Below are 25,666 nucleotides of genomic sequence, written 5' to 3' on the forward strand. Positions count from 1 at the left end.
TCCTCAGGATACAGGTGCGCCGTGGCGGGCGCCCGCTGGCCGACCGGGCACCGAAGGGATCAGGCATGCCAGGCGACTGCATTCCGGATAAAGGCGGCGATGCGCTGGACGGAAGCATCGCCAGAAGGGGGACCAGCCAGATACGTTGCCGCCGCGTCGCGCACACACTCATCCAATTCCGGCCACGATATCCAGCAGAAGACTTCCGGTATGTGCGCCATTAGCCCGGACGCGGAAGGGAGCGTAGGGTCGCCGACACGGTCCAAGACGGGGCCAAGGAATCGTCCCACAGCTTCGGCAATTTCGAGTTGGCCGTGGCCTTTGACGCGAACCGGCGGCGTAACCCCCAAAAGGAAAAGAAGAGGGGTAGCGGAGCCGGCTTTGGACATAAGCGAGATGTATTCCCGGGCCAGTTGTTCCGGCTGGAAACTACCGTACCTGATCCGTTTGGCTTCAACGAGCGTGTATGTGCTCGGAGTCTCGAAAATAGCGTCAGGCTGGACAACCAATTTCGCGTTGCGGCCATTCGAACCGAGACTGGAATCGCCTGGAAGAAAATGCATCCGCAATTCCTCCGCCTCAGCGGCAAGCTGGTTCCGGGCCTCATCGGCACCGTGCGCCGCCCGGATGACATCTCCCAGGAAGTGGGTTCTGGGCAAAAAATCCAGGCCTACAAGCACTTCTGCGGTCAAGACATTTTCACGTCCCTGCCCACCGGCCCTATAGTCTCTGGCTTTCTCCCACGAAATTTCTTCGAGGAGCTTGCCCACAATTGAGCTGGACGCGGGGGATGAAATTTCCAAGTAGTTCCTCCTCGACACGACGTGGCTATCTTGCCGTGACAGTAACCCACTAACTCGGGGACAGGACCGAAACACGCAGAGCAGGCACTTCAAGCCACCACACTTTACAACCGAATAAGTCCCGGGGGCCACGAGCCAAACTGCGCTGGGCGGTTTCCAACGGCTCGATTTGGAGACGTATAGACCCGCTCCGCCAGACGGGTGTACTTTTCAGCTGTGGAAGGCTTCAGGCGCCCTTCGGACGCCGGCCGCGAGTTTCAAGAGCTCCGCAGGCGGGCATACGGTCCGGATCCAGACATCAGTGTCGACCCTCCAGGCCTAGCGAGGTTGCACGAACTTGATTCGGAGGCCCCCGTGGACGCTGCCTCGATAGAACATCCGCTGCCAAGGTGGAGTCGCTTGTACTGGGCCGGTGCCGCACTGGTCCTCGCGGGAGGGATCGTTACGACGACCCTGCTGTTATCCGAGCCGCGTCCTGATGCCACTCTTCATCCGAGCGGGGCCGCGGTCGATAACCGGCTCCCCGGACTGCTGCTTAGGGGAGCACCCCTGTTGAAGATCGAGGCTTCAACCCTCCGCGGATACGGGCCGTATCTCGGTCTCGAGATCTATTCCGGGGTGAACGCGTTCGGCTCGCCGTGTCTGGTGGCACTGCACCGGGCGAGCGGTAATCTCTCAGACGTTCGCTGTGCTCCGGCTCCAGCAGATCTCATGATGGACGTCGCCTCATCCCGGGATGGGTTTGAAGGATTCGAAGGACGCGCCGGTGACGGCATCATCCGATTCGTACTTCGTGACGACACGGTTGATGCTTACGTCTACCTCATCCCGGAGGCGGGCTGATGGACCCATCCTCACCCCGGTCCGACGCTGAGCGCGAGCTGGACGAGCTCCGCAGGAGGGCATACGGTCGGCAGGCAGATATCCAGTCCGACCCTGCAGCACTGGTAAGACTGGCGGAACTGGAGGCGGCACGCACTGCGAGTCTTCGCGCCGCCGCCGGCACCGAAGTCACAGCACCCGCTGCAGCCCCGGATTCCGGGTCAGTTGCTCACTCCACCTGGAACACATTCATTGAAGAATGGCCGGAACCAGCAACCAGCATCGCACCCGTGGCGGAGCCCAGCACTGGATTGATGTCCTCAGCCTGGCGTCGTCGCATTGCGACACAAGTCCGCCGTTACTCATTTACGGCCACCGCGCTGGCAGTCTTTGTTGCCGTCTTTGTTGCCGCTGTGTTCACCGTGGCATGGATCGTTAGACCGCATCCCGATGCCACGTTGCGTCCGATCGCAGACGAGGCTGACACCGCCGTTTTCACAATGCTGTCGTTCCTCTCAACGCTGGAATTCCCTTGGGGGGAAGCTGCCGGCCAATCCAGCTTCCGCGGCTATCAACAGTATCGGGGATTCGAACCCTGGTTCTTCGTGGACGGACGGGGCTACCGGTGCTTCATGCTCATCGATCGTTCCGGTCCTTTTGTTGACGGCGCCAATTGTGTGCCGCCCGGGGTCGATCTTTTTGCAGACGTCGGCGGGCAAACCCATTCGGGTGATGATGCCGTGATGGGCCTCCCGAAGGGGAGCGTCGTCCGGTTCCACTACCGCGGCGACTCCGTAGACGTCTTCCTCTACCCCTCGTCGTCGTAGGCAGAATGAGGCTCTGAAACCGCCCTGCTGCCGTGCCAGGTTCGTGGCGACGAGCCGCCTATAACTGTTTTGGCGGAAGCCTCGGCTTCAGACCCGGCCATCAAGTAGGCGGATCTGTTCGCGCAGCTGGCCCTCCACGGCGTGAATGTTCTTCAGCCGGACCGTTGAGAAGGCAAACACCGCAACCCCCAATGTTGCGGTGGCCACGGCGCAATAGAGGAAAAAGAAGCGCCCTGCGGGATCACGGAGGATACCGTAGCCATCTATGAGGATAACCACCGCGGTCCCGGCCCGCAGAGCCCGGAGGGCCAGCGAATACGCACTCCCCTGTTGTGCGAGCTCAACTGGCCAGTCACAGAACAGACTGGCCAGTGGCAGGGCTCCGGAGCGGACTGCGTATTTCAGCTGGTCCTGGTGTTCTTCCGGCATGGCGGCGGGCGGCGCTCGGGCCGGCATGTCCCATACATGCCTGTCATGGCTGTGTTGCTGGCGTTGGCCGCGGTGGCATCCGATCGGCGCCTGTGGCAGTCCGCGCCTGCCTGCGTTGCCGCGATTGCCCTACCTGTCCTTATTTCCTCCCGCGGAACACCCTTAACCTCTGTTCCTGCCGTACCAACCAGCGGGCCGCCGTGGCTTGGAAAGCATCCAAGCTGCGTCCACTGCCGTCGACTCGCTACATTCCTAATCGCTGCGCGCTCCCCCTCAGCTGCTTCTTCCTTGGGCGATCTCGCGCTGCCTGTAGGTACCTTCGGCTGATACGCAAGCGCCGCCGTCGTGCGCTTCCGGACGACGGCGGCACTCACCCCGCCATGTCCACCCGCACCCCAAGCCCCCGCTGAACCGCGGCGTCGTACAGCAGCCGCCCGACCGCCACGTCCTGCATGCCGATGCCCACGGAGTTGAACAGGGTGATGTCCGCGTCGTCCCGGCGGCCGGGGACCTGGCCGGCCACCACCTGCCCCAGCTCGCCCCGGATATCGCCCACGGCAACTGCCCCGTCGGAGACGGCCATCAGCAGGTCCCCGGATTTCTCGGTCACCGTCGCAATGCTGTCCACGAACAGGCTGGACCGGGCCATGCCCTCGGAGTCGATCTCCCGGTGCGTCGGACGGGGGCGCGCGCCCACCGCGTTCACGTGCAGCCCCGGCAGGAACCACTCCCCCCGCACCAGCGGTTCCACCGAAGGCGTGAGAGTGCACAGCACATCCGCTGCCTCCACCACGTCCCGGATCGCGCCGGCGGCCACCACCTTCACCGGCAGGTGGCTGATCTTCGCCCGGAACGCCTCCACGGTGGCCGCACTGCGCGACCACACCACCACCGTGTCGATCGGCAGCACCGAGAGCATCGCCTCCACATGCGCCACCGCGAGCGCACCGGCACCGATCAAACCAAGAGTCGAACTGTTGGGCCGGGCCAAATACTTGCTGGCCACCGCGCTGGCGGCAGCGGTGCGCACCCGCGTGGGCACCCGGCCGTCCAGAAGGGCCAGGCACTCCCCCGTCTGCTGGTCAGAGAGCACAATGCTGGACCGCTGGGTGGGCAGCCCGGCGTCGCGGTTTGCCGGAATATCGGCCAGCAGCTTCACCCCGGCCAGCCCCTCGGCATCGCCGAGGCCGGACATGAGGATGAAGCGCCCGTCAGAGGACGGCAGGTGCAGGGAGGTGGGCGCCGGCTGGCAGGCCCCGCCTTCCGCGATCGCGGCAAAGGCGTGCTCGACGGCGGCAATGGTGGCCGGCATGTCGGCCAGGGTTTCAAGAACGGAAGCAGTAAGTACAAGTGTCATCGGTACCTCGGGTCGGGTGGTGGGAAGAAGGGGACCGGAAAGAATCAGTTAGGCAGGGCTGCGGGTTTTGCGCGCACGCCGGGGCACCGGCTCGCTGGGCAGCCGCCCGCTGAGGTGCGGCAGGGAGGCGTGCCGCCCCCGTTCCACGTGCGCACCGGCCAGGGCCTCGGCCAGTGCCGGCCGGCCCTCCGCGATCGCATGCACCAGCTCGGCGTGCTCCTCCCACATCCCGTGTGTGTCCCGTTCCGGTGTCAGCCGGAACAGCCACCGGACCCGGCCGTTGAGCAAACTGGACAGCCGGCGCAGCAGGTCGTGGTCCGCCAGGCGCACGATCTCCTCGTGCAGGTCCGAGTTGCGGCCGGACGCCTGCTCCCCCGGAACACCGGTCCGGGCGAACTCGAGCGAGGCCAGCAGGTCCTCCGGACTGGCGCCGCCCGCCACCCGGAGCGCCGCGCACTGCGCCGCGAACGGCTCCAGCCGCAGGCGAAGGTCAAAAACCTCCACGGCATCCCGCAGCGTAAAGGTGTGCACAAAGCTGCCGCGCCGCGCTTCCGAGTGGATGAACCCCTCGGCCTCCAGCAGCGGCAGGGCCTCCCGTAGGGGGATGCGGGAAACATCCAGCTCCGCGGACAGCTCCCGCTCATTGAGCTTGCTGCCGCCAGGAAGGCGCCCGGAAATGATGCGTTCCCGCAATGCCTCGGCCACCCGTTCGGACAGGCCGACTCCGGCCTCTGAAGGCTCTGTGTCTGTCACGGCTCCTCCTCGCTCTTTTCGGTCAGAAAATGTCTTTTGGTATTCCAAGCATGCACTTTCAACACTTCCAGCACCAATATTGCGCTATTTGGTATTCAAAAGTTTCCGGCATGTTTAACCTCGATGACGTTCCGGTCAACTCGGCCGAAAGCCCAAAAACCGCCCTTACGCTGTCATCGGAACCCCTGCTCCAGGGGCAAAGCAACAACAACTTCCTGAGAGGGGGCACAGTGCCCCAGTACCTGATCAAACGCACAGGCCAAGCGGTCTTCACCCTCTTCTGCGTGCTGACCTTCGCCTTCATCCTGGGCCGCGCCACGGGCAAACCGGCCGGCCTGCTCCTGCCGGACAACGCCACGGCTGCGGAGGTGGACGCCCTCAACGGCGCCCTCGGCTTCAACGAACCCCTGCACGTGCAGTACCTGACCTACCTGGGCAACGTGCTCCGCGGCGACTTCGGCAACTCCTACCGCCAGCGCGAGTCGGCCCTGGCACTGATCGCCGAACGGCTCCCCGCCACCTTCGAACTCGCCTTCTGGTCCTTCCTGCTCGGCCTGCTCCTGGCCGTGCTGGCCGCCACCGCCATCCAGCTGACCGGCAGCCGGACCCTCCGCTCCCTCTTCATCTGGGGCGGCTCCCTCCGCCACTCCGTCCCGGACTTTTTCTTCGCCCTGCTCGCCGTGCTGCTCTTCTCCGTGGCGCTGGGCATGCTGCCCTCCCTCGGCCGGACCAGCCCGGCAAGCCTGGTGCTGCCCGTCCTCACCATCGCCACCGGGCAGTTCGTCCTCTACGTCCGGCTCATCGACGCCGCCCTCAGCGACCAGGCCAGCCAGGACTACGTCCGCACAGCCTTCTCCAAAGGCCAAAGCCGGGCCCGGGTCCTGTTCTCCCACATGCTCCCCAACTCCGTGCTGCCGGTGCTCACCATGGCGGGCCTGAACCTCGGTTCCCTCCTCGGCGGGACCGTCGTCGTCGAGGCCGTCTTCGCCTGGCCCGGGCTCGGCCAGGTGCTCACCGAAGCCGTCAGCCAGCGCGACTTCCCCATCGTCCAGGCCGGGCTGCTGGTGGTGGCCCTGATCTTCGTCACCGTGAACCTGGCCGTGGACCTGCTCGCCGCCAAGATCGATCCGAGAGTGAGCCTGGCATGACCCAGCAGCTGCTGCCCACCGACCCCACAGTGCTTCCCGCCACGAGCGAAAGGGACAGCCCCCAAGGGGACCAGCAAGGTAAAGCACGACGGCGGCCTGCCGCCGGCCGCCGCAAGCGCCCCGGCGCGTCCCCCGCCTTCGTGGCCGGCTGCATGATGCTGGGCCTGGTGCTCCTGCTCGCCGCCGGCGGCGCCCTGCTCCCGGGCTACGACCCCTTCGGCCAGGACCTCTCCGCCGCCATGCGCAAGCCCTTCACCGATCCGGACCACCTGCTGGGGACGGACTCGCTGGGCCGGGACATGCTCAGCCGCCTGTCCCTGGCCAGCTTTGTCACCCTGGGCATAGCCCTCGCCGTCGTCATCCTGAACGCGGTGATCGGCACCGGGCTGGGCATGGCGGCCGGCTACTTCGGCGGCCGGCTCGATTCCGCCATCACCACCCTGGCCGACGTGAACCTGGCCATGCCCGTAGTGCTGCTGCTGATCGCCGTCGCCGCGGTCACCGGACCCAGCGCCACGGTCACCATCGTCACCCTGGGCCTGACCTACTGGGTGGGCTACGCGAGGGTCAGCCGGAACCTGGCCCGGTCGCTGCGGAACCGTGACTTTGTCCTGGCGCCGCTCACCCAGGGCGGCGGGCACGGCTGGGTGATCCGCAAGCACATCCTGCCCAACGTCTTCTCCCAGATCCTGATCATCGCCGCCACGGACATCGCCACGATCATCCTCATCGAGTCCTCGCTCGAATACCTGGGCCTGGGCGTCCAGCCGCCCGTCCCCAGCTGGGGATCCATGATCTTCGAGGGCCAGAAGTACCTGGGCACCAACCCCTGGCTGGCCGTCCTGCCGGGCATCGTGATGTTCCTGACCGTGGCCGGCGCCCAGTTCACCAGCCAGCGCTTCACCGCCGAAGGCACCACCGGCGCACTCCTCCGGAAAGGACGCACAGCATGAGCACCACCTACCCGGGTCCGCTGCTGTCAGTGCAGGACCTCACCATCGAAGTAGCGGGCGACGACGGCCCGGTGCGGCTGGTGGACGGCGTCACCTTCGAGGTCCACCAGGATGAGGTGTTCGCCCTGGTGGGCGAGTCCGGCTCCGGCAAAAGCCTGACGGTGCTGGCCATCATGGACCTGCTGCCGCCGGGCGTGCGGATCGCCTCCGGGCGGATCCTGTTCCGTGGCCGGGACCTCGCGCGGTTGCCCGAATCCGAGATGCGCCGCCTCCGCGGCAAGGACCTGGCCATGGTGTTCCAGGACCCGATGTCCGCCCTGAACCCGCTGCAGCGGGTGGGACGCCAGCTGGCCGAAGCCGTCAGGCTGCACGCCTCCGGACTGAACCGCAGGCAGACCGCGGACAAGGTGCACAGCCTGCTGGCCGCCGTCGGCGTTCCCGATCCGGAAGGACGCGCCGCCTCCTATCCGCACCAGTGGTCCGGCGGGATGCGGCAGCGGGCCATGATCGCCATGGCCATGGCGCACGATCCCGGCCTGCTGATCGCCGATGAGCCCACCACCGCACTGGACGTCACGGTCCAGGCCGAGGTGATGGACGTCCTGGCCGAAGCCCGGCGCCGGGCAGGCTCGGCCATGATCCTGATTACGCACGACCTGGGGCTGGTGGCTGAAGCCGCGGACCGGGTGGCGGTGATGTACAGCGGCCGGGTGGTGGAAACCGCGGACGTGCACCGGCTGTTCACCTCCCCCGCCCACCCGTACACCGCCGGGCTGCTGGCCAGCATCCTAGGCGAAGGGACCGCCGGCGGGCGCGCCTTCGCGATTCCGGGTGCGCCCCCGGCCGCCGCCGAACGGCCCGCCGGCTGCGCCTTCCAGCCGCGCTGCCACCTCGGCAGCGGCCGGGACGAATGCACAACAGCCCGGCCGGTGCTCACGCTGCTGCCCACTCCCCCAGCTGACGCCGACGGGCCGGCACCCTTCGCCGGGCCAGCCGCGGCCTGCCACTTTGCCGGCGAAAGCACCCTAAACCTGCTGAAAGGACAACCGGCATGAGAACCGACACCCCGGCCCCGCCCTTCCTGGACGTCCTGACCGTCCAGGACCTGATGGTCGGATTCCCGGCCCGCGGCCCGCTGTTCAGCCGCCGCACCCTCAAAGCCGTCAACGGCGTCTCCCTGCACGTGGCCCCCGGCGAAACCCTGGGTCTGGTGGGTGAATCCGGCTGCGGCAAATCCACCCTGGTCCGCACCATCCTGGGCATCAATAAACCCACCGCCGGCACCGTGGCGGTGGGCGGCCGGAACCTCGCCGGGCTGCTGAACGGCCGCCGCCGGCAGGAACGCGCCCGGATGCAGATGGTGTTCCAGGACCCCTCCTCCTCCCTGGACCCGCGGATGACCGTGCACGAGATCGTCGCCGAGCCGCTGCGGATCAACGGCCAGTACACCGCCGCCGCCGTGAACGCGCTGCTCGAACAGGTGGGGCTCACCGAAGCCATGGGCAGCCGCCGGCCCTCCGAGTTCTCCGGCGGCCAGCGCCAGCGGGTGGGCATTGCCCGGGCCCTGGCGCTGAAGCCCGAACTGCTCATCCTGGACGAACCGGTGTCCGCCCTGGACGTCTCCGTGCAGGCCCAGGTGATCAACCTGCTCCAGGACCTGCAGGCCGGGCTGGGCCTGTCCTACCTGTTCATCGCCCACGACCTCTCCGTGGTGCGGCAGATCAGCCACCGGGTGGCCGTGATGTACATGGGCAGGATCGTGGAAACCGGACCCGTGGCCGACGTCTTCACCAACCCCCAACACCCGTACACGCAGGCGCTGCTGTCCGCCGCACCCGTGGCGGATCCGTCGGCCGCCGCAACCCGGCAGCGGATCGTGCTCCGCGGCGACCTGCCGGACGCCGCCAACCTGCCCTCCGGCTGCGCCTTCCGCACCCGCTGCCCGATCGCCACGGACGCCTGCGCCGCCGTCGTACCCCACCTCCTTCCCCCGGTGCCCACCCAGGCGGACTTCCCCGTCCGCCCGGCGCACCAGTCCGCCTGCCTGCTGGTCCACGCCTAGGCACCCGCAGCCCCACCCATCCCGGCAGCCCCCGGCCGCACCGGCCAACCACACCCTCCAGGAGAACCCATGCCGATGTCCCCTGCCCGCTCCCCGTTCCGCCGCGCCCTGCCTGCCCTCTCCGTGGGCCTCGCCTCCGCGCTGATGCTCACCGGCTGCGCCGGCGGCTTCGAATCCAGTTCGAACTCCACCGGCGAGGCCGGCACGGGTGGCAGGATCGTTGCTGCCCTGCCCACGGACCCCACCTCCATGGACCCGGTCAAAACCGGCAGCCTGGTGGTCCTCTCCGTCTTCTTCAACACCTTCGACCAGCTCACCAAAATCACCGCGGACGGCTCGCTGGAACCCAAGCTCGCCACCAAGTGGACGCCCAACGCGGACCTGACCACCTGGGACTTCACGCTCCGCGACGGCGTCACCTTCACCAACGCCGAACCGCTCACCGCCGATGACGTGGTGTTCTCCTTCACCCGCATCCTCCAGGACCCCACCTCGGAAAACTTCGGCTACCTCAGTTCACTGGCCTCGGTGGAAAAGGTGGACGAGCTCACCGTCCGCTTCACCATGAAAGCCCCGTTCTCCGCTTTCCCCCGCAACACGTCACTGATCTCGATCGTCCCGGACGAGGCCTACGCCGCGATGGGTCCGGAGGCCTTCGCGGCAGCGCCCGTGGGGTCCGGCCCGTTCAAGTTCGAGAAGATCCAGCGCGGCGTGGCCTACGACCTGGTGCGCAACGACTCGTACTGGGGCGAGGCCGCCAAGCTGGACGCGCTCAGCCTGGTGCCGGTGGCCTCGGACGAGTCCCGGGTCAACGGTGTCCTCTCCGGCTCCCTGGACGTGGCCCAGATCAGCCCCGCCCAGGTGGCGCCGGTCAAGGGGTCCGGCGCGGCGACCGTCCAGTCCGAACTGTCCAACGGCGTGGTGTTCCTCGGCGTCAACTCCACGGCCGGCGTCCTGGCCGATGCGAAAATCCGCCAGGCCATTGGCATGGCCATCGACAAGAAGGCCATCGTGGACACCGTGCTCTCAGGCCTCGGCGAACCGGCCACGCAGATGCTGGCCCCTGCTGTGGAGGGCTTCGTCAGCGGGCTTTCCGACGGCGGCTACAACCCGGACGGGGCGAAGAAGCTGCTGGCCGAGGCCGGATACAGCGGCGAAAGCATCGACCTTGAGTACGCCCTCGACGGCCGGATCCCGCTGAGCGGCGAGGTGGCCCAGGCCATCCAGGGCTACCTCACCACCGCCGGGATCAAGGTCAACCTGGTGGGCGCTGACCAGGCCAGCCATACACTGAAAGTCCGCAACCGGCAGATGAAAGGCATCTACTTGAACACCTGGGCACCGTCCACCGTGGACGGCGATCTGCCGCTGACCGACTTCTACGAGAAGGCCGGGAACAACAACTACGCCCAGGACCCGAAGACCGCCGAACTTGCCGTCAAACAGCGCGGCGTCGAGGGCCAGGACCGGCTTTCCGTGTTTGAGGAGCTCCTGGGCCTCAGCAACGACCAGGGCTACTACATCCCGCTGTACGTGCCCGCCAACAACTTCGCCGTGGACACCAAACTGGACTGGACCCAGCGCGCCGACGGCCTCTACGACTTCTCCACGACAGGACTGAAGAAATGACCCTGGTTCTCCGCAACGTCCGTCCCTGGGGCGGGGACCCCGCTGACGTAACGCTCGACGGCGGGGTGGTCGCCGCCGTCGGGCCCGTCACCCCGGAGGGGGCTGCTCCGGCAGGCGGCGCCGTTGCCGGCTCCGCTGCCGGCGCCGAAGTGGTGGAGGGCCGCGGCCGGATCCTGCTGCCGTCATTCTCCGACGTCCACGTCCACCTCGACTCCACCCTGCTGGGGCTGCCGTTCCGCCCGCACACCGGAGCGCCGGGAGTGTGGAACATGATGCTCAACGACCGGCACAACTGGCGCGGCGCGGAAGCCACCGTGGCCGAGCGGGCCACCCTCACGCTGGGGGCCATGATCGAGCGCGGCACCACCCGGGTGCGCAGTTACGCGCAGGTGGATGTGGACGCCGGGCTGGAGCGGTTCGAGGGGGTCCTTGCTGCCCGCGAAGCGCACCGGGACCGGGCGGACGTCGCCGTGATCGCGTTTCCGCAGGCCGGGCTGCTGCGTGAGGCGGGCAGCGCCGATGTGCTGGAGGAAGCGCTCAAGCTGGGGGCCGACGTGGTGGGCGGCATCGACCCGTGCGCCCTGGACCGGGACCCCGTCCGGCACCTGGACATCGTGTTTGGCCTCGCCGAAAAGTACAGCGTCCCGGTGGACATCCACCTGCACGAACCCGGCCAGCTGGGGCTGTTCAGCGCCCAGCTCATCCTGGAACGGACCAAGGCTCTGGGCATGCAGGGGCTGGTGACCATCTCGCACGGCTACGGGCTCGCCGACCTGCCGGCCGGCCAGCTCCAGGAGCTGATCGAGGAGATGGGCTCCCTGGACGTGTCCATGGCCACGATCGCCCCGGCCGGCGCCCCGCTTCCGCTGCAGCAGCTGGCTGCCGCCGGGATCCGGGTGGGCCTGGGCCAGGACGGCCAGCGTGACTACTGGTCCCCGTACGGGAACGCGGACATGCTGGACCGGACGTGGCAGCTGGCGTTCACCAGCAAGTTCCGGGCCGACGAGCTGATTGAGCATTGCGTGGCTGTGGCCACAGTCGGCGGTTCCAGCGTCATCGACCCGGCGGCGAAGCGGCTCACCTCGGTGGCGGACCGGCCCGGGCTGTCAGTGGGAGACCCTGCGGAGCTGGTGCTGGTGGAGGGAGACACTGTGACGGCCGCCGTGATGGACCGGCTGCCGGGCCGCACCGTGATCCACCGCGGCCGTGTGGTGGCGGACGGGCTTCAGCTGGTCTGAGCCGGACCCCTGCCGGGAGTACCCGAAGGTGACCGCAGCGCACGGCCGGCGGGCCGCCGTCGTACTTCACGACGCCGGCCCGCTTGCCATGGTGCCAGGATCCCCTACTGTCCCGGGGCCCGGTAGGACGGTGTCTTCTTGGCGGCCTCGTCGATGTCCTCCACGGTCATGAGCGGCTTCAGGCGGACGTTGACGTTCCCCGTCGAATTGATCAGCAGCGACAGTGCTGCGGCGCTTGCATCGTCCGGCGCCTCAAAAACGCCAAGGACGTCGTAGTAACCAAACGCGTAGTAGAAACTCTCCAGCGACCCGCCGACAGACTTGAGGGCCTCCGCCAGCGCATCACGCCGCTTGGTGCCGCCTTCCTGCATGAGCCCCTTGACTCCGTCACCCACATAGGTTCCTTCAAACATGTATTTCGGCATGGTCATTCCTTTCCTGGATTCCTATCCCATCGGCTGTTCATCGCCATGAAACTGTGGTGCAGGATGACGTCCACACAGATCCTCCTCACCTGGCTCCATCGCCGTGCAGGAGCGGCCCAGATCCGGCCCCATGTCCCGTGGAAACGGGGTGGATGACCCCGCTAAAGCAGACGCTATTCCTCGGGCTACGGGCAGTCAATACGCAGAGTCGGGACACACCGATCCAGCCCTACAAGTAGCTTCGGTCCCGATGGCCGCGAGGTGTACCAGACAGGCCCCGAGCCGCCAAAGGGGAGGTTCGTTCACCCTGGCGCCCTTGCCACTCCCGGTGTGTGACAAAACTTCCTCTTGAGCAGATACTTACTTGTGAGATGCCATGGCTGAAGGCTGGCTTGAACGAAGAGACCGCGACATGGATCATTGGTTGCCGGACCTGGGATTCTCGCCTCACGGCGCAGATAAGGATCTGCATGTGGCCTACACAGCGGTCGTCGTCCGGAAGGAATACTTTCTTCGCCCGGACCGAGGGCAGACAGACTCTTGGCGACAAACGCTCCGGAAAAGCTACGGTGCAATCATCAATGGTTTCGCCCGTTACCGGTTCCCTTACCCGTTCACGCCTAGGATGCACCACAAATTTCTTGTCCGTGTGGGTGAGCAGGATAACGGGCTCGTTCCGGCAGCGGTCTTGAGAGGATGCTAGGGAATGAGCGGATTCATCGTACGTTGTGCCTGGATTCTTCTCACGCTGACTGTTCTGGGCCTTGTGTTCGAGTTAGTAACGCCGTTGCCCTCAACTGCCGTCTCCTCTGGTAGCGGGCTCGTAGAAGTACTGTGGGATACCGCCGATTTCGTCGCCGAGATCGCTGCGCAGGTTGGGTGGCTGATCCTGCCGGTGGTGGTGCTGTGGCTGAAGATACGCGGACTCTCTGCATCTGCGATATATGTGGCCGCCGTTGCGGTAGGGATATTTATTCTCGCCGGCGGCGGGACCGTTCTAGCGTCCTTCTTGACCAGTGCGAACTCCCTGGGCGGGAGCGTGTTCTCCAGCGGATCGATACAACTCGCTGTTTCGTTGGGAGTGCTGCTCCTGGTCTTCCTTCCTGCCCTCCCGGCGAGAGGCAGGACGTGGGCGGTTGTCGGAACAATGCCGCCAGTGATCGCGTTCGAAATCTTGCGGATGCTCGCCGGAGCCGTCGCACTCGGGCCGCAACTCGGTGGCTGGTTGATCGGTATCGCCTGGCTTGGCGCTACCTTGTGGGCCTTTCGTCGGTGGCAGCAGCACGCCCGCCCACGGACACCCTGGTGGCATGGACTGCCTGTACAGGATCGGACCACGCTGGCCCCGGCATCCGTAGGGGAACCGCCACTACCGGGCGGGAGAAGCAGCGCTCTTAAACTCGCCGGCATCTGGGTGCTCATTGCAAGTGGGGTGACCGGCGTGGGCTTCCTTGTCACCGGGATCGACTCTGTTCGGCACTTGGACCAGGCAGCGGTTCAATGGCTGGCCGAACACCGCGATGAGACGTGGAGCGCCCTAGCGGCTGTGGCTGGATCCCTTGGCAATACGCCCGGAATTGTGGGAATTCTGCTTGTTGCCGCACCTCTTGCCGTTGCGATCACGAGGCGAACTGCTCCGGCAGTGTTCCTGCTCGTGGCGGCAGTCGGTGAGACCGCCATGTATCTGATCTCAGGAATGATCGTCCGCCGGCCCAGACCGGATGTCGACCACCTGTCCGAAGGACTTCCACCCACCTCTTCCTTCCCATCAGGGCATGTAGCGGCCGCCGTCGTCACATACGGGGGGCTAGCCCTGCTGCTCCGGGCCTGGGCACATTCCCGCCTCCGCCACCTCGGCTTCATCCTCGCGCCGCTCATCGTGCTGGGCATCGCCCTTTCCCGACTGTACTGGGGGGTTCATTATCCAACCGACACAGCAGTCGGCTTGATATTCGCCGCTGTCTGGGTCTCCGTCTGTTGGCGGTACTTCAAACCCGCCCGCGGATCCCCAAAGTATGCCAACGACGACCGCCTCAAATCACGGCCAGCTTAGGGCCGGAGCCACTGGCACTCAGTCCCCCCGGACCGCCGCCACACACGCTCAACGATGCCCGCCGCCGTCGTGCTTCCGGGACGTCCGCCCGGTCCCCCTGCGGGAATTCACAGGTCAGCGGCCTAGCATGTCCCACATGACAGCTGCCCGGGACGCCCGCTCTGCCGCCGTGGTGATCAACGCCGGATCACGCCGAGGCGCGGCACACGAACTTGCGGTGGACACGATGCGCAAGGCAGGCGTGCCCATCTCCTCCGTGCATCATGTGCACTCGGGGGAAGACCTCGCCGGGACCCTTGACCGGGTGCTTGCGGACGGACACGACCTGATCGTTGTGGGCGGCGGCGACGGGACCGTGTCCTACGCCGCCGGCCGGGTCGCCGGCACCAACGTTGCGCTCGGCGTTCTTCCACTGGGCACCGCCAACGACTTCGCCCGCACGCTGGAGATACCGAGCAATCTTGCCGAGGCCTGCGCCACCATTGCAGAGGGCAAGGTGGTGGACATCGACCTTGGCCGGGCCAACGGTGAGCCCTTCCTCAACGTCGCATCCGTGGGCCTCTCGGTGGCTGTTACCGAAGCCCTCAGCCCCCGCCTGAAGCGGTACATCGGGCCACTGGCGTACAGCTTCGCCACCCTAACGGCTTATGCCCGGCACAAGGCGTTCGGGGCCCGTCTTGAGTTTCCCGAGGGGGACCACGAGCCGATGGAGTTTGACAGCCTGCTGCAGGTGGCCGTCGGCAACGGCCGGCATTACGGCGGCGGCAACACGGTCTCCCCCACGGCTGGGATCGACGACCACACTCTGGATATCTACGCGATCCTGGCAGGCCCGCTCCGCGAGCACGTGAACATCGCACGATTGCTCAAGGACGGAAGCTTCATCGAACACGACCGCGTGGTCCACCTGACCACCAGAGCCGTCCGTCTGGTCACCGGGCAGCCGCTGCCGGTGAACCTCGACGGCGAGATCGCGACCACCACGCCCACCGACTTCACCGTCCAGCGCAACGCCGTCCACGTGGTGGTACCCCAGGGCAGCACCAGCGCAGCGTTCGACGGACCGGGCGCCGCGGACTGGCCGCCCCTCTGAAAGCCTGTTAGCCCACCGGCACTTGAAGGCCCTTGCGTCAACGGCCTATCCTGCACGGAAAGGCAGCGTGATATGCCGGTCTTCGCTTGGGAGTGTGCGGATGAACCTACTGAGTCAGATCTTTGCCGGGGCGACCGCCCTGGCCCTGATCGCCGTCGGCCTTCTGGAGATTGCCTCTCACGGCGACCGCCGCTTTTACCGGATCTTTCTGATCAAACCTGAAGATGTTCCGGCCGTCCGCATGTGGGCGATGAACATTGGCGCCTACAACATCGCGTTTGCGCTGGGCATCGTCGCAGGACTGTGGATGCTGAACTTCTCCGGCGATGCTGCCAGCGGGTCTGCAATCGTGATCTTCTGCTGCACGGCCCATGTCCTCCTCGGCATCTGGTTGTGGATTACGGAGAAGCGGCTGCTCACCAGTGCTGTCGGACAGGCGCTCGTTCCCGGCCTGGCAGTGGTCTTCTACCTGTTCTTCCGATGATCTAACCAAGCTTCCTGAGTAACCGGCGAACTTCCCGACGCGGTCAACAGCTCGGTGGCGTACTTATTCAGGGGCACTCCGTGATTAGCGGCCTCAATTGCCAGCTTCCGATGAAGCTCAGGGGGTACCCGGAGATTGAGCCTGCCACTGAACGTTTGTGTCGAAATTGGTTGAGGTACAGGCTCGCCGGACTGGGTAAGTTCATCGATGACATCGGCCACCAATCGTTCAACACCGCGAAGCGCCTCGAATTGATCCTCGTCCAGCCACGACAGCGAAGGGAATTCAAGAACAGTGGCCGCGAACTCCTGATCCTCCGGCGACCACTGCACGGAGTATCGGTACTGCGCCACCGGCGTCGGTACGGCTGCTTTTCGAGTGGACAATTACTTCTCCTTGCTCCGATATGGCGGCTATGGCTTGCCGTGCCCGGAATGTCGAGCGTTTGTCTGCTTCAATCTCATACTCGCCTGAGCAATTATGGTGCCACTTTTGGCACCATCGCTCAAGCCTCAGCCTTACTTTCAACTAGTCGCTTTCGAACCATCTGACACGCACGTAACAACCCCGTTCACCCGGTAAACTTATGGAGGAATTGTTCGGCCCGCAGAGCCCGGTTCCAGCCCCCTCCTCCTTGAATGGAACAACTTCCCCATGTCCTCCGCGACTTCCGCGCCGGCGTCCCAGCGTTTCCCGCTGGCCGCCATGATGGTCCTGGCCACCATCGCCTTCACCGCCATCACCACCGAACTGCTCCCATCCGGCCTGCTCCCGCAGATCAGCACCGGCCTGACCGTCTCCGAACCGGTGGCCGGCTACCTCGCCGCCGCTTACGCCGCCGTCATCGTGGTCACCGTGGTGCCCGCCGCACGGCTGCTCGGCAAAGTCCCAAAACGCCCCCTGCTCGTGGCGCTCGTGCTGACGTTCGCGCTCAGCAATGCCCTGGTGGGCCTCGCGCCCGACTTCACCGCCGCCATGATCGCGCGGCTGGTGGGCGGCCTTGCCCACGGACTGCTCTGGACCACCATGGCCCCGTACGTCGCCCGCGTGGTCCCGGCCGCGAAGGTGGGCAAGGCCCTGGCCATCGTCTTCAGCGGCAACAGCCTGGGCCTGGCCATCGGCGCGCCGCTCGGCACCGCCCTGGGCGGCTTCCTCGGCTGGCGCGCGTCGTTCCTGGCCCTGGCCGGCTTCAGCCTGGTCCTCGCCGTCCTCGGATTCTTCCTGCTCCCGTCCGTCCGGCATGCCGCCGGCGAAGCCCGGCCCTCCCTGCGCGCGGCCATCGCCCAGCCCGGGGTGAGGTCCGTGGCCATCGCCTGGCCGCTGCTGGTCCTGGCCCACTTCGCGCTCTTCACCTACATCGCCCCGTACATCCGCGACGCCGGCCTGCCCGACTTCGCCATCACCCTCTCCCTCACCGTGCTCGGCGTCTCCGGCCTGCTCGGCATCTGGATCGCCGGGCTCACCGTCGATTCGCACCCGCGCCGTTCGCTCCTGATGACGACGGCGGCAATCGCCATCTCGATGCTGCTGTTGCCGTTCGTGGGCGGCAGCCTTGCCTTCGCGCTGGTGCTGATGAGCGTGTGGGGTGCCGGCCTGGGCGCGATCGGCATCTACAACCAGTCGGCCATCCTCCGCGCCGGCCGCGAGAACAAGGACGCCGCGAACGGCCTCACGGTCCTCACCATCCAGATGGGCATCACCATCGGCGCCCTCTACGGCTCCGCCGCCCTGGTGGTGGCCGGCCCGCTGCTGGTCCCGGCCGCGGCGGCCCTCCCTGTCATCGCAGCACTGGTCATTGCCTGGGCCGGAAAGACGGCCGCCTACCCGCCGGGCCCGCGCGAGTCGGTGTGGAAGAGCCCGCGGCCCATCGAGGAGCGGACAGAAACGCACTAACTGGACCACCGCCTGGCATACCTAGAACTGCTATGCTCCAATGCCTTACAGTTCTAGGTATAGGAGGTGCCATGCGCATCGATAAGGACCTGGTCGCCGCGTCGGCAACCCCGCTCGTGCTGGGGATCCTGACGGAGGGCGACCTGTACGGCTACGCAATCCTCAAACGCGTGAGTGAGCTCTCGGGCGGGGGCATGCAGTGGACCGACGGCATGCTCTATCCGCTGCTTCACCGGCTGGAACGGCTCGGCTACGTGTCGTCGTTGTGGGGCACCTCCGAGGCGGGGCGCCGGCGCAAGCACTACGCGATCACGCCGGCCGGACGGGATGCACTGGCCGACCGGCAGGAGCAGTGGTCCATCGTCGCCTCGGCACTGCGCCAGGTGTGGCAGACGGCCCAGCAGCCGCCCGCCCCGGCCGCGGGATGGGCATGATGGAGCAGCACGCGGATCTGGAGGCCCAGATCGAACAGTGGCGCGGATATGTCCAGCGCCGCCAGGCGATCTCCGCCGCCGACATCGACGAACTCGAGGACCACCTGCGCGGGCAGATCGCCGACCGCCAGGCCACCGGGCTCGATGACGAGGAAGCGTTCCTTGTCGCGATCAAACGCCTGGGCAACCTGGACGCCGTCTCGCGCGAATTTGCCCGCGAGCACTCTGACCGGCTCTGGAAGCAGCTCGTGCTCGTCCCGGAGGGGTCCGACGACGGCGGGGCGCCGCCGTGGCGCGAGCTGGCGGTGGTGCTCGCGTTCGCCGTCGGGGCCGGCATTGCGGTCAAAGCCGGGCTGGTCTGGCTCGACGGCGGCGCAGCCCTGGCGCGCAACCTCGGCCTGCTGGTCTTCCCGTTCCTCGCCGGCTACTTCGTGTGGACCCGCCGGCTCACGCCGCGGGTGGCGGCGATGCTGCTGGTCCCCTTCGCCGCGCTGGCGGTTGTTGTCAACGTCTATCCCTTCGCGTCCGGCGGTTCCACCGAGCTTCTCGCCATCCTGCACGCCCCCATGGTCCTGTGGCTGCTGGCCGGGGTGGCATATGCCGGCGGGAGGTGGCGTTCGGACCGCCGGCGCATGGACTTCGCTAGGTTCACGGGTGAACTCGCGATCTACTACATACTCCTGGCGCTGGGCGGTGCCGTCCTGGTGGTGCTCACGTTCATGGCGCTGCAGGTTGCAGGCGTCGACCTGGAGCCCATCGTGCAGGACTGGATCCTGCCGTTCGCGATGCCTGGGGCGCTCATCGTCGCCGCGTGGCTCGTCGAGGCCAAGCAGAACGTCGTCGAGAACATCGCCCCCGTCCTGACCCGGGTGTTCACGCCCCTGACGGTCGTTATGCTGCTCACCCTCCTGGGCGTCTTCGCGGCTGCCGGCGGGCTCGCCGATGTCCACCGGGACCTGCTGATCCTCATGGACGCGATCCTGGTGCTGGTCCTGTGCCTGCTGCTCTACTCGATTTCAGCCCGCGATCCGCTCGCACCGCCCAGGCTCGCGGATGCCCTGCAGCTGGTGCTTGTCGGCGCGGCCCTCGCCGTGGACGCCGTGATGCTGACCGCGATGCTGACCCGCATCGCCGAATTCGGTTTCAGCCCCAACAAGATCGCCGCCCTCGGCCTGAACCTCCTGCTGCTGGTGCACCTGGCCCGGGCGGCCTGGCTCGCCGTGGGATTCCTGCGCGGTCGGCGCGCCTTCGCACAGCTCGAGCGCTGGCAGACGCGGTACCTGCCGGTCTACGGGGCCTGGGCCGCGATCGTGGTGGTGGTCTTCCCGCCGGTCTTCGGCTTCGCCTGATTCACAGCCCGAGGGCTACCTGTTGGCTAGGAGGCCGGGCCCTCGTCGCGCTTCGTCGGCCGGTAGCCGGCAAGTTCGGCGCGGATGTCGCCTTCCTCGTGCCCGCCCTTCTTTTTGCCGAACGGCAGCGCGTGGAGCAGCGGATGCACGATCGCCATGACGACGAGGCCCCAGGCGAGTCCGACGACAGCCGAGCACAGGGTGTTGACGAGCCAGGCCAGGAAGCCGCCCACCACTGCGATCCCGGCGAAGGGGTGCTCGAGGACATGGACCAGGTCATAGGGTGCGTGCCAGCCGAGGTCGTGTGCACCCTGCAGCATGATGTGGCCACCCACCCAAAGCATGGCGATTGTCCCGATAAAGGTGATCGCGGCCAGCACGGCGGGCATCCCCTTGACGAGCAGCTCGCCAGTGCGCTGGGAGCTGGCGGAATCTTTTGCCGCCAAGTGCATCCCGATGTCGTCCATCTTGACGATAAGTGCGACGGCACCGTAGACGGCCACCGTGATCACCAGGGCCACGACCACCAGGATGATCGCCCGGGACACCAAGGAATCCTGGGCCACCTCGTTCATGGAGATGACCATGATCTCGCAGGAGAGGATGAAGTCGGTGGTGATGGCGCCTTTGACAACCTTGGCCTCGGCCTCCGGGCCGCGTTCAACCGCGGGCGAATCTTCGTCCGCGGCGTGATGGCCGCGGAGCTTGTGCCAGACCTTCTCGGCGCCCTCGTAGCAGAGGTACGTGCCGCCCGCCATGAGGATGAACGGGATGGCCCATGGGACGAAGGCGCTGATGAGCAGCAGGGCCGGCAGGATGATCAGCAGCTTGTTCCGGAGAGAGCCCCAGAAGATCTTCTTGATCATCGGCAGTTCGCGGGACGGGTCCGCGCCGGACACATACTGCGGGGTGACGGCGGCGTCGTCGATGACCACGCCGGCGGCCTTGACCCCCGCTTTGGCGGCTCCGGCCGCGACGTCGTCCACCGAGGCGGCCGCTATGCGGGCCAGGGCTGCGATGTCGTCGAGCAGGGCGACGAGACCGCCGCTCACAGATCGGCCCCGTACTGCTCGAGGGCGGACGGCTGAGTGTGGATACCTTGGTCAAGGCGCGAGATTGGCATGCTCCGAGTCTATTGCGGCGGACAGCCGGCCGAACAACCCCGTGTCACCTCCGCCCTGCGTTAACCTCCCCTCCAACTCAAGGCCCCGAGCGCGCAACCTGCCCTCCCTAGCGTGGACGGGTCACCGGCCATCAGCCGGTCCCCGTCACCCCAGGAGGAAACCACCCATGCGCCCAGTCCTGACTGCAGCGGCAGCCGCCGCCCTGATCGCCGCCCTGGCGAGCCCCGCCGTCGCCGCCCCGGAGAACGAAGCCGGCACGCCGCCGTCGAACGCTGCCGGAACCGCAACGTCCGCGATCAAGGTGAACGAGCGCAACGGCTCTTTCGACCTGCAGAGCCACCGCGGCGGCCGCGGTGAATGGACCGAGGAGTCCCTTGCCGCGTTCGCGAACTCGCTGGCGCTGGGCGTGAGCACGCTGGAGCTGGACACCCACCTGACCGAGGACGGCAAGGTCATCGTCTGGCACGACGACACCATCCAGGCCACCAAGTGCGCGGACACCGCACCCGCCACCGCCGGAGACCCCGAGTTCCCGTACGTCGGCAACCGGGTGGCCGAGCTGTCCCTCGCGCAGATCAAAACGCTCGACTGCGGCGTCGTGCAGCTGCCCGGATACCCGGAGCAGGACGTCGTCGAGGGCAACCGGATCGCCGAGCTCAAGGACGTCCACCAGCTGGTCCGCGACACAGGCGCCGCCAAGGTCCGCTTCAACGTGGAGACCAAGGTGGAAAGCAGTGAGATCGGCGGCGCCGGCATGGAGTCCCTCACCCGCGCCGTGGTGGCCGAGATCCAGGCCTCCGGCATGGCGGACCGGACCACCCTGCAGTCCTTCGACTGGTCTTCGCTGAACCTCACCAAGGAGATCGCGCCCGAACTCCCGCTGGTGGCGCTCTCCAGCGGCGACGCCTGGATGGGCGTGGGCCAGCCCGGCGCCAGCCCCAACCTGGGCGGCATCGACATCGATGACTATGAGGGTTCCCTCCCCAAGGCGGCAGCCGCGCAGGGGTACGACGTCGTCTCCCCCACGTTCCGCTCCATCACCCCCGCGATGATCGCCGAAGCCCACGGCCTGGGCCTGCCCGTCATCCCGTGGACCGTGAACACCACCGCGGACATGGAGCGCCTGATGGACCTGGGCGTGGACGGCATCATCACCGACTACCCCACCCGCCTGCGCACGCTCATGGAGGACCGCGGGCTGAAGCTGCCGAAGGCGTACGAGGTGCAGGGCTAAGAGACCGACGACCGGCCAGCGTTTCACGCCAGGGCTGATGCAAAACCGGCTCCCGCTTTTTATAGTGCGGGAGCCGGTTTTTGTATATTCCAAAGTGTCAGGACGGAGGCTTCAAATGCGGGCCAAAAGCTCTGCTTTTTTCGTTTCGAATTCTTCGGGCGTAAGTACACCGGCGTCACGTAATTGGCCGATCTTGGCTAGGTTTGCGTAGACGTCCTCCACTTCCTGAGCCACAAAATTTGCTGCAGATTGGCTTTCAGGAGCCCGCAGGGCGGAGGGTGCGATACGGTCCCTGGCGGCGTCTACGAAAGCCTTACCCAGCTGCTTGGCTACGCTCGTGATTTCGGCTTTATTGCCCGACACGAATACGGTGACAGAGCCTAGGGCAAGGCCTGAGTTCCACTGTATGGATGAAATCTTGGAGAAGGGAAAATCTTCAGATACCTGCTTCAGGACGCCGTCTTTGAGGAAGAACATCCGGCGGTCCGACAGCACCAGGATACCGAGACCTCCCGCGTACTGGCCGGTCAATATCTGTTCAACCTTCTCGCCCTCCCAAAGATGGGATTCAAGCTTCCGGAACTCCCTGTTGCTCCCCCATGTGACCCCGGCTTTATTCTTGGCCTGCTGGATGTCGTCACGAAGCTGCTCTGCTGCCATGTTGCCCCCATTTTTTCTGCCGCCGGGCGATCTCCCGGGCTGGAGTCCAGCTAACTGGATCACTGAATTTCGGTCAATACCAGAATGCGACAATCCAGCTCAAGGTAGACGCAAGGTTTACCGAGGATTCGCATAATAAAGCCAACTGAATTCCTGGAGGGCAAAGAATGACTTAGTCAAATAGTTAAGTTCTCAGGGGGAAGAATATTTTGAAAAACATAACAGCGCTTGCTGCCAGCACGTTTCTCTGCCTGGCCTTGGCCGGCTGCGGCGGTGGATCTCCGCAGGCAGCGCCCGCCGTGACCCATGTGGTCACGGAGACGGCTACGGCGACCGTGACAGCGACAGCAACCGTTCCGGCGGCTCCCACACCAGCCGTCGTCGTCGCCCCGGCGGCTGCTCCAGCTGTTCCTGCGACCGCGCTCATTCCCGTCAACGTTGTGGGGATGAACGCTGAGGCACTCGATGACGACCTGTCAGCGCTGGGGTTCCAGAAGGTTATCTACAACTCTGATACCGGCAAGACCGTTCTTTTGCTCAGCAACTGGACTGTCACAGGCGTTGATAATGCCGGAGCCGAGCAGGCGACTTCCAAAGCAGTTGTTGTCCACGTCACCAAGTAATCAATTCCAGGCGAAATGAATGGCTCTGATTCATTGATCGGCCCGGCAACAGCGTGTTGCACGCTGCTGCCGGGCTTTCCTTTACGTTGAGCCTCGCCCGCCCTGCATAACCAGCCTCGCCGCAGGGCGAAGGTAGGCTACGGGAAGCGAGGCGTGACAACGGAACTAGGGGGATCCAATGGACGGCCAGGGCAGAGCTATGTGGAAATGCGGAATCTGTGCACAAGAACATGACGGACTCGCGACGGTCTTCGGCGCTGAGGCTCCGGATCCCTGGCTCCAGGCCCCTCCCGCGGCACGCGAGGGCGGCGAACTGAATGCCGACATGTGCGTGCTCAACATCGAAGGCGAATGGCACTACTTCCTCAGGGGACACATCGAAATCCCTGTCACGGACGCCCCTGGAGATGTCTTTGCCTGGTCGGCGTGGGTCTCACTGAGCGAGGACAACATGCAACAGATCGCCCACCACTGGGAAAATCCGGCCCGTGCGTTCCTGGCGCCGATGTTCGGTTGGCTGTGCAACGAGCTGCCCTACGAGACGTCAACGATGTCGATTCCAGCTCTGGTGCACAACAGGGAACCGGGACTGGTTCCGGCCATCCAGCTCGACCCGTCGGTGGACCACCCGTTGGTCAAAGAGCAGCGAACAGGGATCGCGCTTCACCGGCTCGCGGAAATCAATCAAGTGGTGCTGGGATAGCCCGCGCCACTACCGGCCGGTCTTGACCACCGTGAACAGCACCGCCGAATCCTCCTCGGCTTCGAGGCTGTGCAGGCCTTCCGGAACAATCAGGAGGTCCCCCGCTTTGCCCTGCCAGGACTCGCCGCCCGCCTTGAGCCAGACCGATCCCTTCAGCACAAAGACCGTGGCCTCGCCGGGATTCTGATGCTCGCTGAGCTGGGTGCCCGCCCGGAAGGCCATGACGGTCTGGCGCAGTTGCTTCTCGTGCCCGCCGTAGGCTGTGTCGGCCGCTCTCCCGCTGGGGGCAGCCACGGCGGCCGTGATCTGCTGGCGGGCCAGGGCATCGATCGATATCTTCTGCATGAGGCAAACGTACGCGCGGTAGCCCGTTTTGCCGAGGGCCAACTGTCCCGCCGGTCCGCGCCGGTTGCCCGGAAAGGGTCTTACTCGAAAGTCCAGGCCGACGCCGGACTGCCGGCTGAGTTCCTCACGCGCCGCCTGCGCAGCACGGCAACGAGCGTGGCGGCGCCAGCCAGCAGCAACGCAGCCGTCCCCGCGGCCACGGCAGGGAGTCCCGGACCCGGCGCGCCGCCGTCGTACTCCCCGGCAGCCCCTTGCGGCGCCGCCGCGGCACCCGCCGACGAGCCCTCGGCAGGCGCGGGCGAAACAGGTCCCGCCGGCCCTGAGGGAATCAGCGTGAGGGACCTCGCGCCCCTGTTCACCACCACCACCGTGCCGTCGGCCCGGACAACCATCCGGCCGGGGTCGTCGCCGGTGGGAACCGTCGCCGACACGGACGCCGATCCCGCCGGGATGACGGAAACCGTGTCGTCCAGGCTGTTGGTCACATACACCGTCCCGTCGGGCGCGGCGAGAACCTCCTGCGGTGCCGTGCCCACCGGGATCCGGCGCGCTACCGCCGTGCCGCCCGCTTCGATGACGGCGACGTCGTTGGCGAGGATGTTTGCCACGTAGACGCCGCCCTGGGGGCCGCCCGCTATAGTCGCGGGGTGACTGGAAAGACATACCCCCTGACCGGCGGCGTTCACCTGCGGGCCCTGCGCGCCTCCGACGCTGAGCCGATGAAGGACGCCTACCTGCTCAACCGGGACCACCTGGCGCCCTGGGAACCCGAACGCGCGGACGAGTTCTTTACTGTCGAGCGGCAAAGCCAGGTCATCGAGTCCAAACTGGCCCAGCACGCCGAGGGCTCCGAAGTTCCTTTTGTCCTGCTGGACGGGGACCGGGTTGTCGGTGCCCTGACCCTCACCGGCATTGTGCGCGGACCGTTCCTCAGCGCCCACGTCGGATACTGGGTGGACAAGGAGTGCAGCGGCCGGGGAATCGGCTCGGCAGCCATCGCCGCCGCGATTGAGTTCTCGCGCCAGGAGCTGGGACTGCACCGCCTCCAGGCCGCAACGCTCACGCACAACGCGGCCTCACAGAAGGTCCTGAAGCGTGCCGGGTTTGAGGAAATCGGGCTGGCGCCCAGGTACCTGAAGATCGCCGGTTCCTGGCAGGACCATATGCTGTACCAGCGCATTCTCTACTGATTGTTTTCCGCCCGGCCAGGCCCTACCGTGAAGGA

At 66.1% G+C, this 25,666-nt stretch carries 28 protein-coding genes; 18 read left to right on the plus strand and 10 right to left on the minus strand.

Translation table 11 applies throughout. The features are described from left to right. Window positions 1-59: 59 nt before the first annotated feature. Window positions 60-803, minus strand: coding sequence for a hypothetical protein (locus EYS21_RS14760; protein ID WP_131133971.1), 744 nt, complete (start codon window positions 801-803; stop codon window positions 60-62). Between the two features lie 552 nt (window positions 804-1,355). Between EYS21_RS14760 and EYS21_RS14765 the strand changes: the two genes are divergently transcribed. Both EYS21_RS14765 and EYS21_RS14770 read left to right on the plus strand, forming a co-directional pair. Beyond that, entirely contained in the window at window positions 1,356-1,646 is a 291-nt protein-coding gene (locus EYS21_RS14765) for a hypothetical protein (protein ID WP_131133972.1), read from the plus strand. Next, on the plus strand, window positions 1,646-2,452 hold the full coding sequence (locus EYS21_RS14770; RefSeq protein WP_131133973.1) for a hypothetical protein: 807 nt from the start codon (window positions 1,646-1,648) through the stop codon (window positions 2,450-2,452). Before EYS21_RS14765 ends, EYS21_RS14770 begins: the two co-directional genes overlap by 1 nt. An 87-nt stretch (window positions 2,453-2,539) precedes the next feature. Here EYS21_RS14770 and EYS21_RS14775 read toward each other — a convergent pair whose 3' ends face one another. The 3 genes from EYS21_RS14775 to EYS21_RS14785 all read right to left on the minus strand — a co-directional run bounded on the left by EYS21_RS14775 (window position 2,540) and on the right by EYS21_RS14785 (window position 4,991). After that, complete coding sequence (locus EYS21_RS14775; RefSeq protein ID WP_131133974.1) at window positions 2,540-2,908, minus strand: hypothetical protein; 369 nt, start codon at window positions 2,906-2,908, stop codon at window positions 2,540-2,542. Window positions 2,909-3,251: 343 nt separating this feature from the next. Continuing rightward, the gene (locus tag EYS21_RS14780) at window positions 3,252-4,238 is read right to left on the minus strand and encodes an ornithine cyclodeaminase family protein (protein ID WP_131133975.1); all 987 of its coding nucleotides are present in this window, start codon (window positions 4,236-4,238) and stop codon (window positions 3,252-3,254) included. A gap of 48 nt (window positions 4,239-4,286) precedes the next feature. Further along, on the minus strand, window positions 4,287-4,991 hold the full coding sequence (locus tag EYS21_RS14785) for a GntR family transcriptional regulator (RefSeq protein WP_131133976.1): 705 nt from the start codon (window positions 4,989-4,991) through the stop codon (window positions 4,287-4,289). Between the two features lie 110 nt (window positions 4,992-5,101). Here EYS21_RS14785 and EYS21_RS14790 point away from each other — a divergent pair, with 110 nt between their 5' ends. The 6 genes from EYS21_RS14790 (at window position 5,102) to EYS21_RS14815 (ending at window position 12,021) form a co-directional block, all read left to right on the plus strand. After that, a complete protein-coding gene (locus EYS21_RS14790; protein WP_165478325.1) occupies window positions 5,102-6,139 on the plus strand; it encodes an ABC transporter permease in 1,038 nt (345 codons plus the stop codon). Continuing rightward, window positions 6,136-7,092, plus strand: coding sequence for an ABC transporter permease (locus tag EYS21_RS14795; protein WP_131133978.1), 957 nt, complete (start codon window positions 6,136-6,138; stop codon window positions 7,090-7,092). Before EYS21_RS14790 ends, EYS21_RS14795 begins: the two co-directional genes overlap by 4 nt. Then, window positions 7,089-8,147: an ABC transporter ATP-binding protein gene (locus EYS21_RS14800; RefSeq protein WP_131133979.1), complete on the plus strand. Its 1,059-nt coding sequence runs from the start codon at window positions 7,089-7,091 to the stop codon at window positions 8,145-8,147. Before EYS21_RS14795 ends, EYS21_RS14800 begins: the two co-directional genes overlap by 4 nt. Next, complete coding sequence (locus tag EYS21_RS14805) at window positions 8,144-9,154, plus strand: oligopeptide/dipeptide ABC transporter ATP-binding protein (protein ID WP_165478326.1); 1,011 nt, start codon at window positions 8,144-8,146, stop codon at window positions 9,152-9,154. Before EYS21_RS14800 ends, EYS21_RS14805 begins: the two co-directional genes overlap by 4 nt. A gap of 69 nt (window positions 9,155-9,223) precedes the next feature. Next, window positions 9,224-10,783 (plus strand): ABC transporter substrate-binding protein, encoded by a 1,560-nt coding sequence (locus EYS21_RS14810; RefSeq protein ID WP_131133980.1) that lies wholly within the window; start codon window positions 9,224-9,226, stop codon window positions 10,781-10,783. Further along, on the plus strand, window positions 10,780-12,021 hold the full coding sequence (locus EYS21_RS14815) for an amidohydrolase family protein (protein WP_207307786.1): 1,242 nt from the start codon (window positions 10,780-10,782) through the stop codon (window positions 12,019-12,021). Before EYS21_RS14810 ends, EYS21_RS14815 begins: the two co-directional genes overlap by 4 nt. Before the next feature lie 104 nt (window positions 12,022-12,125). On the opposite strand, the gene EYS21_RS14820 is transcribed toward EYS21_RS14815, so the two are convergent. Next, complete coding sequence (locus tag EYS21_RS14820) at window positions 12,126-12,446, minus strand: GYD domain-containing protein (protein WP_131133981.1); 321 nt, start codon at window positions 12,444-12,446, stop codon at window positions 12,126-12,128. 706 nt (window positions 12,447-13,152) lie between these two features. Here EYS21_RS14820 and EYS21_RS14825 point away from each other — a divergent pair. The 3 genes from EYS21_RS14825 (at window position 13,153) to EYS21_RS14835 (ending at window position 16,076) form a co-directional block, all read left to right on the plus strand. Continuing rightward, window positions 13,153-14,499: a phosphatase PAP2 family protein gene (locus EYS21_RS14825; RefSeq protein WP_131133982.1), complete on the plus strand. Its 1,347-nt coding sequence runs from the start codon at window positions 13,153-13,155 to the stop codon at window positions 14,497-14,499. 136 nt (window positions 14,500-14,635) lie between these two features. Then, a complete protein-coding gene (locus EYS21_RS14830; protein WP_131133983.1) occupies window positions 14,636-15,592 on the plus strand; it encodes a lipid kinase in 957 nt (318 codons plus the stop codon). Between the two features lie 100 nt (window positions 15,593-15,692). Next, window positions 15,693-16,076, plus strand: a complete 384-nt coding sequence (locus tag EYS21_RS14835) for a DUF1304 family protein (RefSeq protein WP_131133984.1) — start codon at window positions 15,693-15,695, stop codon at window positions 16,074-16,076. Here EYS21_RS14835 and EYS21_RS14840 read toward each other — a convergent pair. Further along, on the minus strand, window positions 16,058-16,462 hold the full coding sequence (locus tag EYS21_RS14840) for a type II toxin-antitoxin system HicB family antitoxin (protein ID WP_131133985.1): 405 nt from the start codon (window positions 16,460-16,462) through the stop codon (window positions 16,058-16,060). The genes EYS21_RS14835 and EYS21_RS14840 overlap by 19 nt on opposite strands. Window positions 16,463-16,730: 268 nt before the next feature. Between EYS21_RS14840 and EYS21_RS14845 the strand changes: the two genes are divergently transcribed. The 3 genes from EYS21_RS14845 to EYS21_RS14855 all read left to right on the plus strand — a co-directional run bounded on the left by EYS21_RS14845 (window position 16,731) and on the right by EYS21_RS14855 (window position 19,752). Next, on the plus strand, window positions 16,731-17,969 hold the full coding sequence (locus tag EYS21_RS14845) for an MFS transporter (RefSeq protein ID WP_131133986.1): 1,239 nt from the start codon (window positions 16,731-16,733) through the stop codon (window positions 17,967-17,969). 71 nt (window positions 17,970-18,040) lie between these two features. Continuing rightward, window positions 18,041-18,403: a PadR family transcriptional regulator gene (locus EYS21_RS14850; protein ID WP_131133987.1), complete on the plus strand. Its 363-nt coding sequence runs from the start codon at window positions 18,041-18,043 to the stop codon at window positions 18,401-18,403. Beyond that, window positions 18,400-19,752: a permease prefix domain 1-containing protein gene (locus EYS21_RS14855; protein ID WP_131133988.1), complete on the plus strand. Its 1,353-nt coding sequence runs from the start codon at window positions 18,400-18,402 to the stop codon at window positions 19,750-19,752. The genes EYS21_RS14850 and EYS21_RS14855 overlap by 4 nt, the downstream gene beginning before the upstream one ends. A gap of 26 nt (window positions 19,753-19,778) precedes the next feature. Here EYS21_RS14855 and EYS21_RS14860 read toward each other — a convergent pair whose 3' ends face one another. Next, window positions 19,779-20,804: a DUF808 domain-containing protein gene (locus tag EYS21_RS14860; protein WP_131133989.1), complete on the minus strand. Its 1,026-nt coding sequence runs from the start codon at window positions 20,802-20,804 to the stop codon at window positions 19,779-19,781. Window positions 20,805-21,042: 238 nt separating this feature from the next. On the opposite strand from EYS21_RS14860, the gene EYS21_RS14865 reads away from it, so the two are divergent. Next, window positions 21,043-22,110, plus strand: coding sequence for a glycerophosphodiester phosphodiesterase family protein (locus EYS21_RS14865; RefSeq protein ID WP_131133990.1), 1,068 nt, complete (start codon window positions 21,043-21,045; stop codon window positions 22,108-22,110). Between the two features lie 111 nt (window positions 22,111-22,221). On the opposite strand, the gene EYS21_RS23765 is transcribed toward EYS21_RS14865, so the two are convergent. Further along, entirely contained in the window at window positions 22,222-22,770 is a 549-nt protein-coding gene (locus tag EYS21_RS23765) for a PH domain-containing protein (protein ID WP_131133991.1), read from the minus strand. Between the two features lie 209 nt (window positions 22,771-22,979). On the opposite strand from EYS21_RS23765, the gene EYS21_RS23600 reads away from it, so the two are divergent. After that, window positions 22,980-23,393: a hypothetical protein gene (locus EYS21_RS23600; RefSeq protein WP_207307795.1), complete on the plus strand. Its 414-nt coding sequence runs from the start codon at window positions 22,980-22,982 to the stop codon at window positions 23,391-23,393. Between the two features lie 178 nt (window positions 23,394-23,571). Continuing rightward, window positions 23,572-24,096: a DUF2199 domain-containing protein gene (locus tag EYS21_RS14880; protein WP_131133992.1), complete on the plus strand. Its 525-nt coding sequence runs from the start codon at window positions 23,572-23,574 to the stop codon at window positions 24,094-24,096. Between the two features lie 9 nt (window positions 24,097-24,105). Here EYS21_RS14880 and EYS21_RS14885 read toward each other — a convergent pair whose 3' ends face one another. Together EYS21_RS14885 and EYS21_RS14890 are read right to left on the minus strand one after the other, a co-directional pair. Then, window positions 24,106-24,441: a cupin domain-containing protein gene (locus EYS21_RS14885; protein WP_131133993.1), complete on the minus strand. Its 336-nt coding sequence runs from the start codon at window positions 24,439-24,441 to the stop codon at window positions 24,106-24,108. 80 nt (window positions 24,442-24,521) lie between these two features. After that, entirely contained in the window at window positions 24,522-25,049 is a 528-nt protein-coding gene (locus EYS21_RS14890) for a hypothetical protein (protein ID WP_242633446.1), read from the minus strand. Window positions 25,050-25,088: 39 nt separating this feature from the next. Here EYS21_RS14890 and EYS21_RS14895 point away from each other — a divergent pair, with 39 nt between their 5' ends. Further along, window positions 25,089-25,631, plus strand: a complete 543-nt coding sequence (locus EYS21_RS14895) for a GNAT family N-acetyltransferase (protein ID WP_278184747.1) — start codon at window positions 25,089-25,091, stop codon at window positions 25,629-25,631. Window positions 25,632-25,666 lie beyond the last annotated feature (35 nt).

Source organism: Arthrobacter sp. S39, assembly GCF_004320525.1.
Taxonomy (GTDB): domain Bacteria; phylum Actinomycetota; class Actinomycetes; order Actinomycetales; family Micrococcaceae; genus Arthrobacter.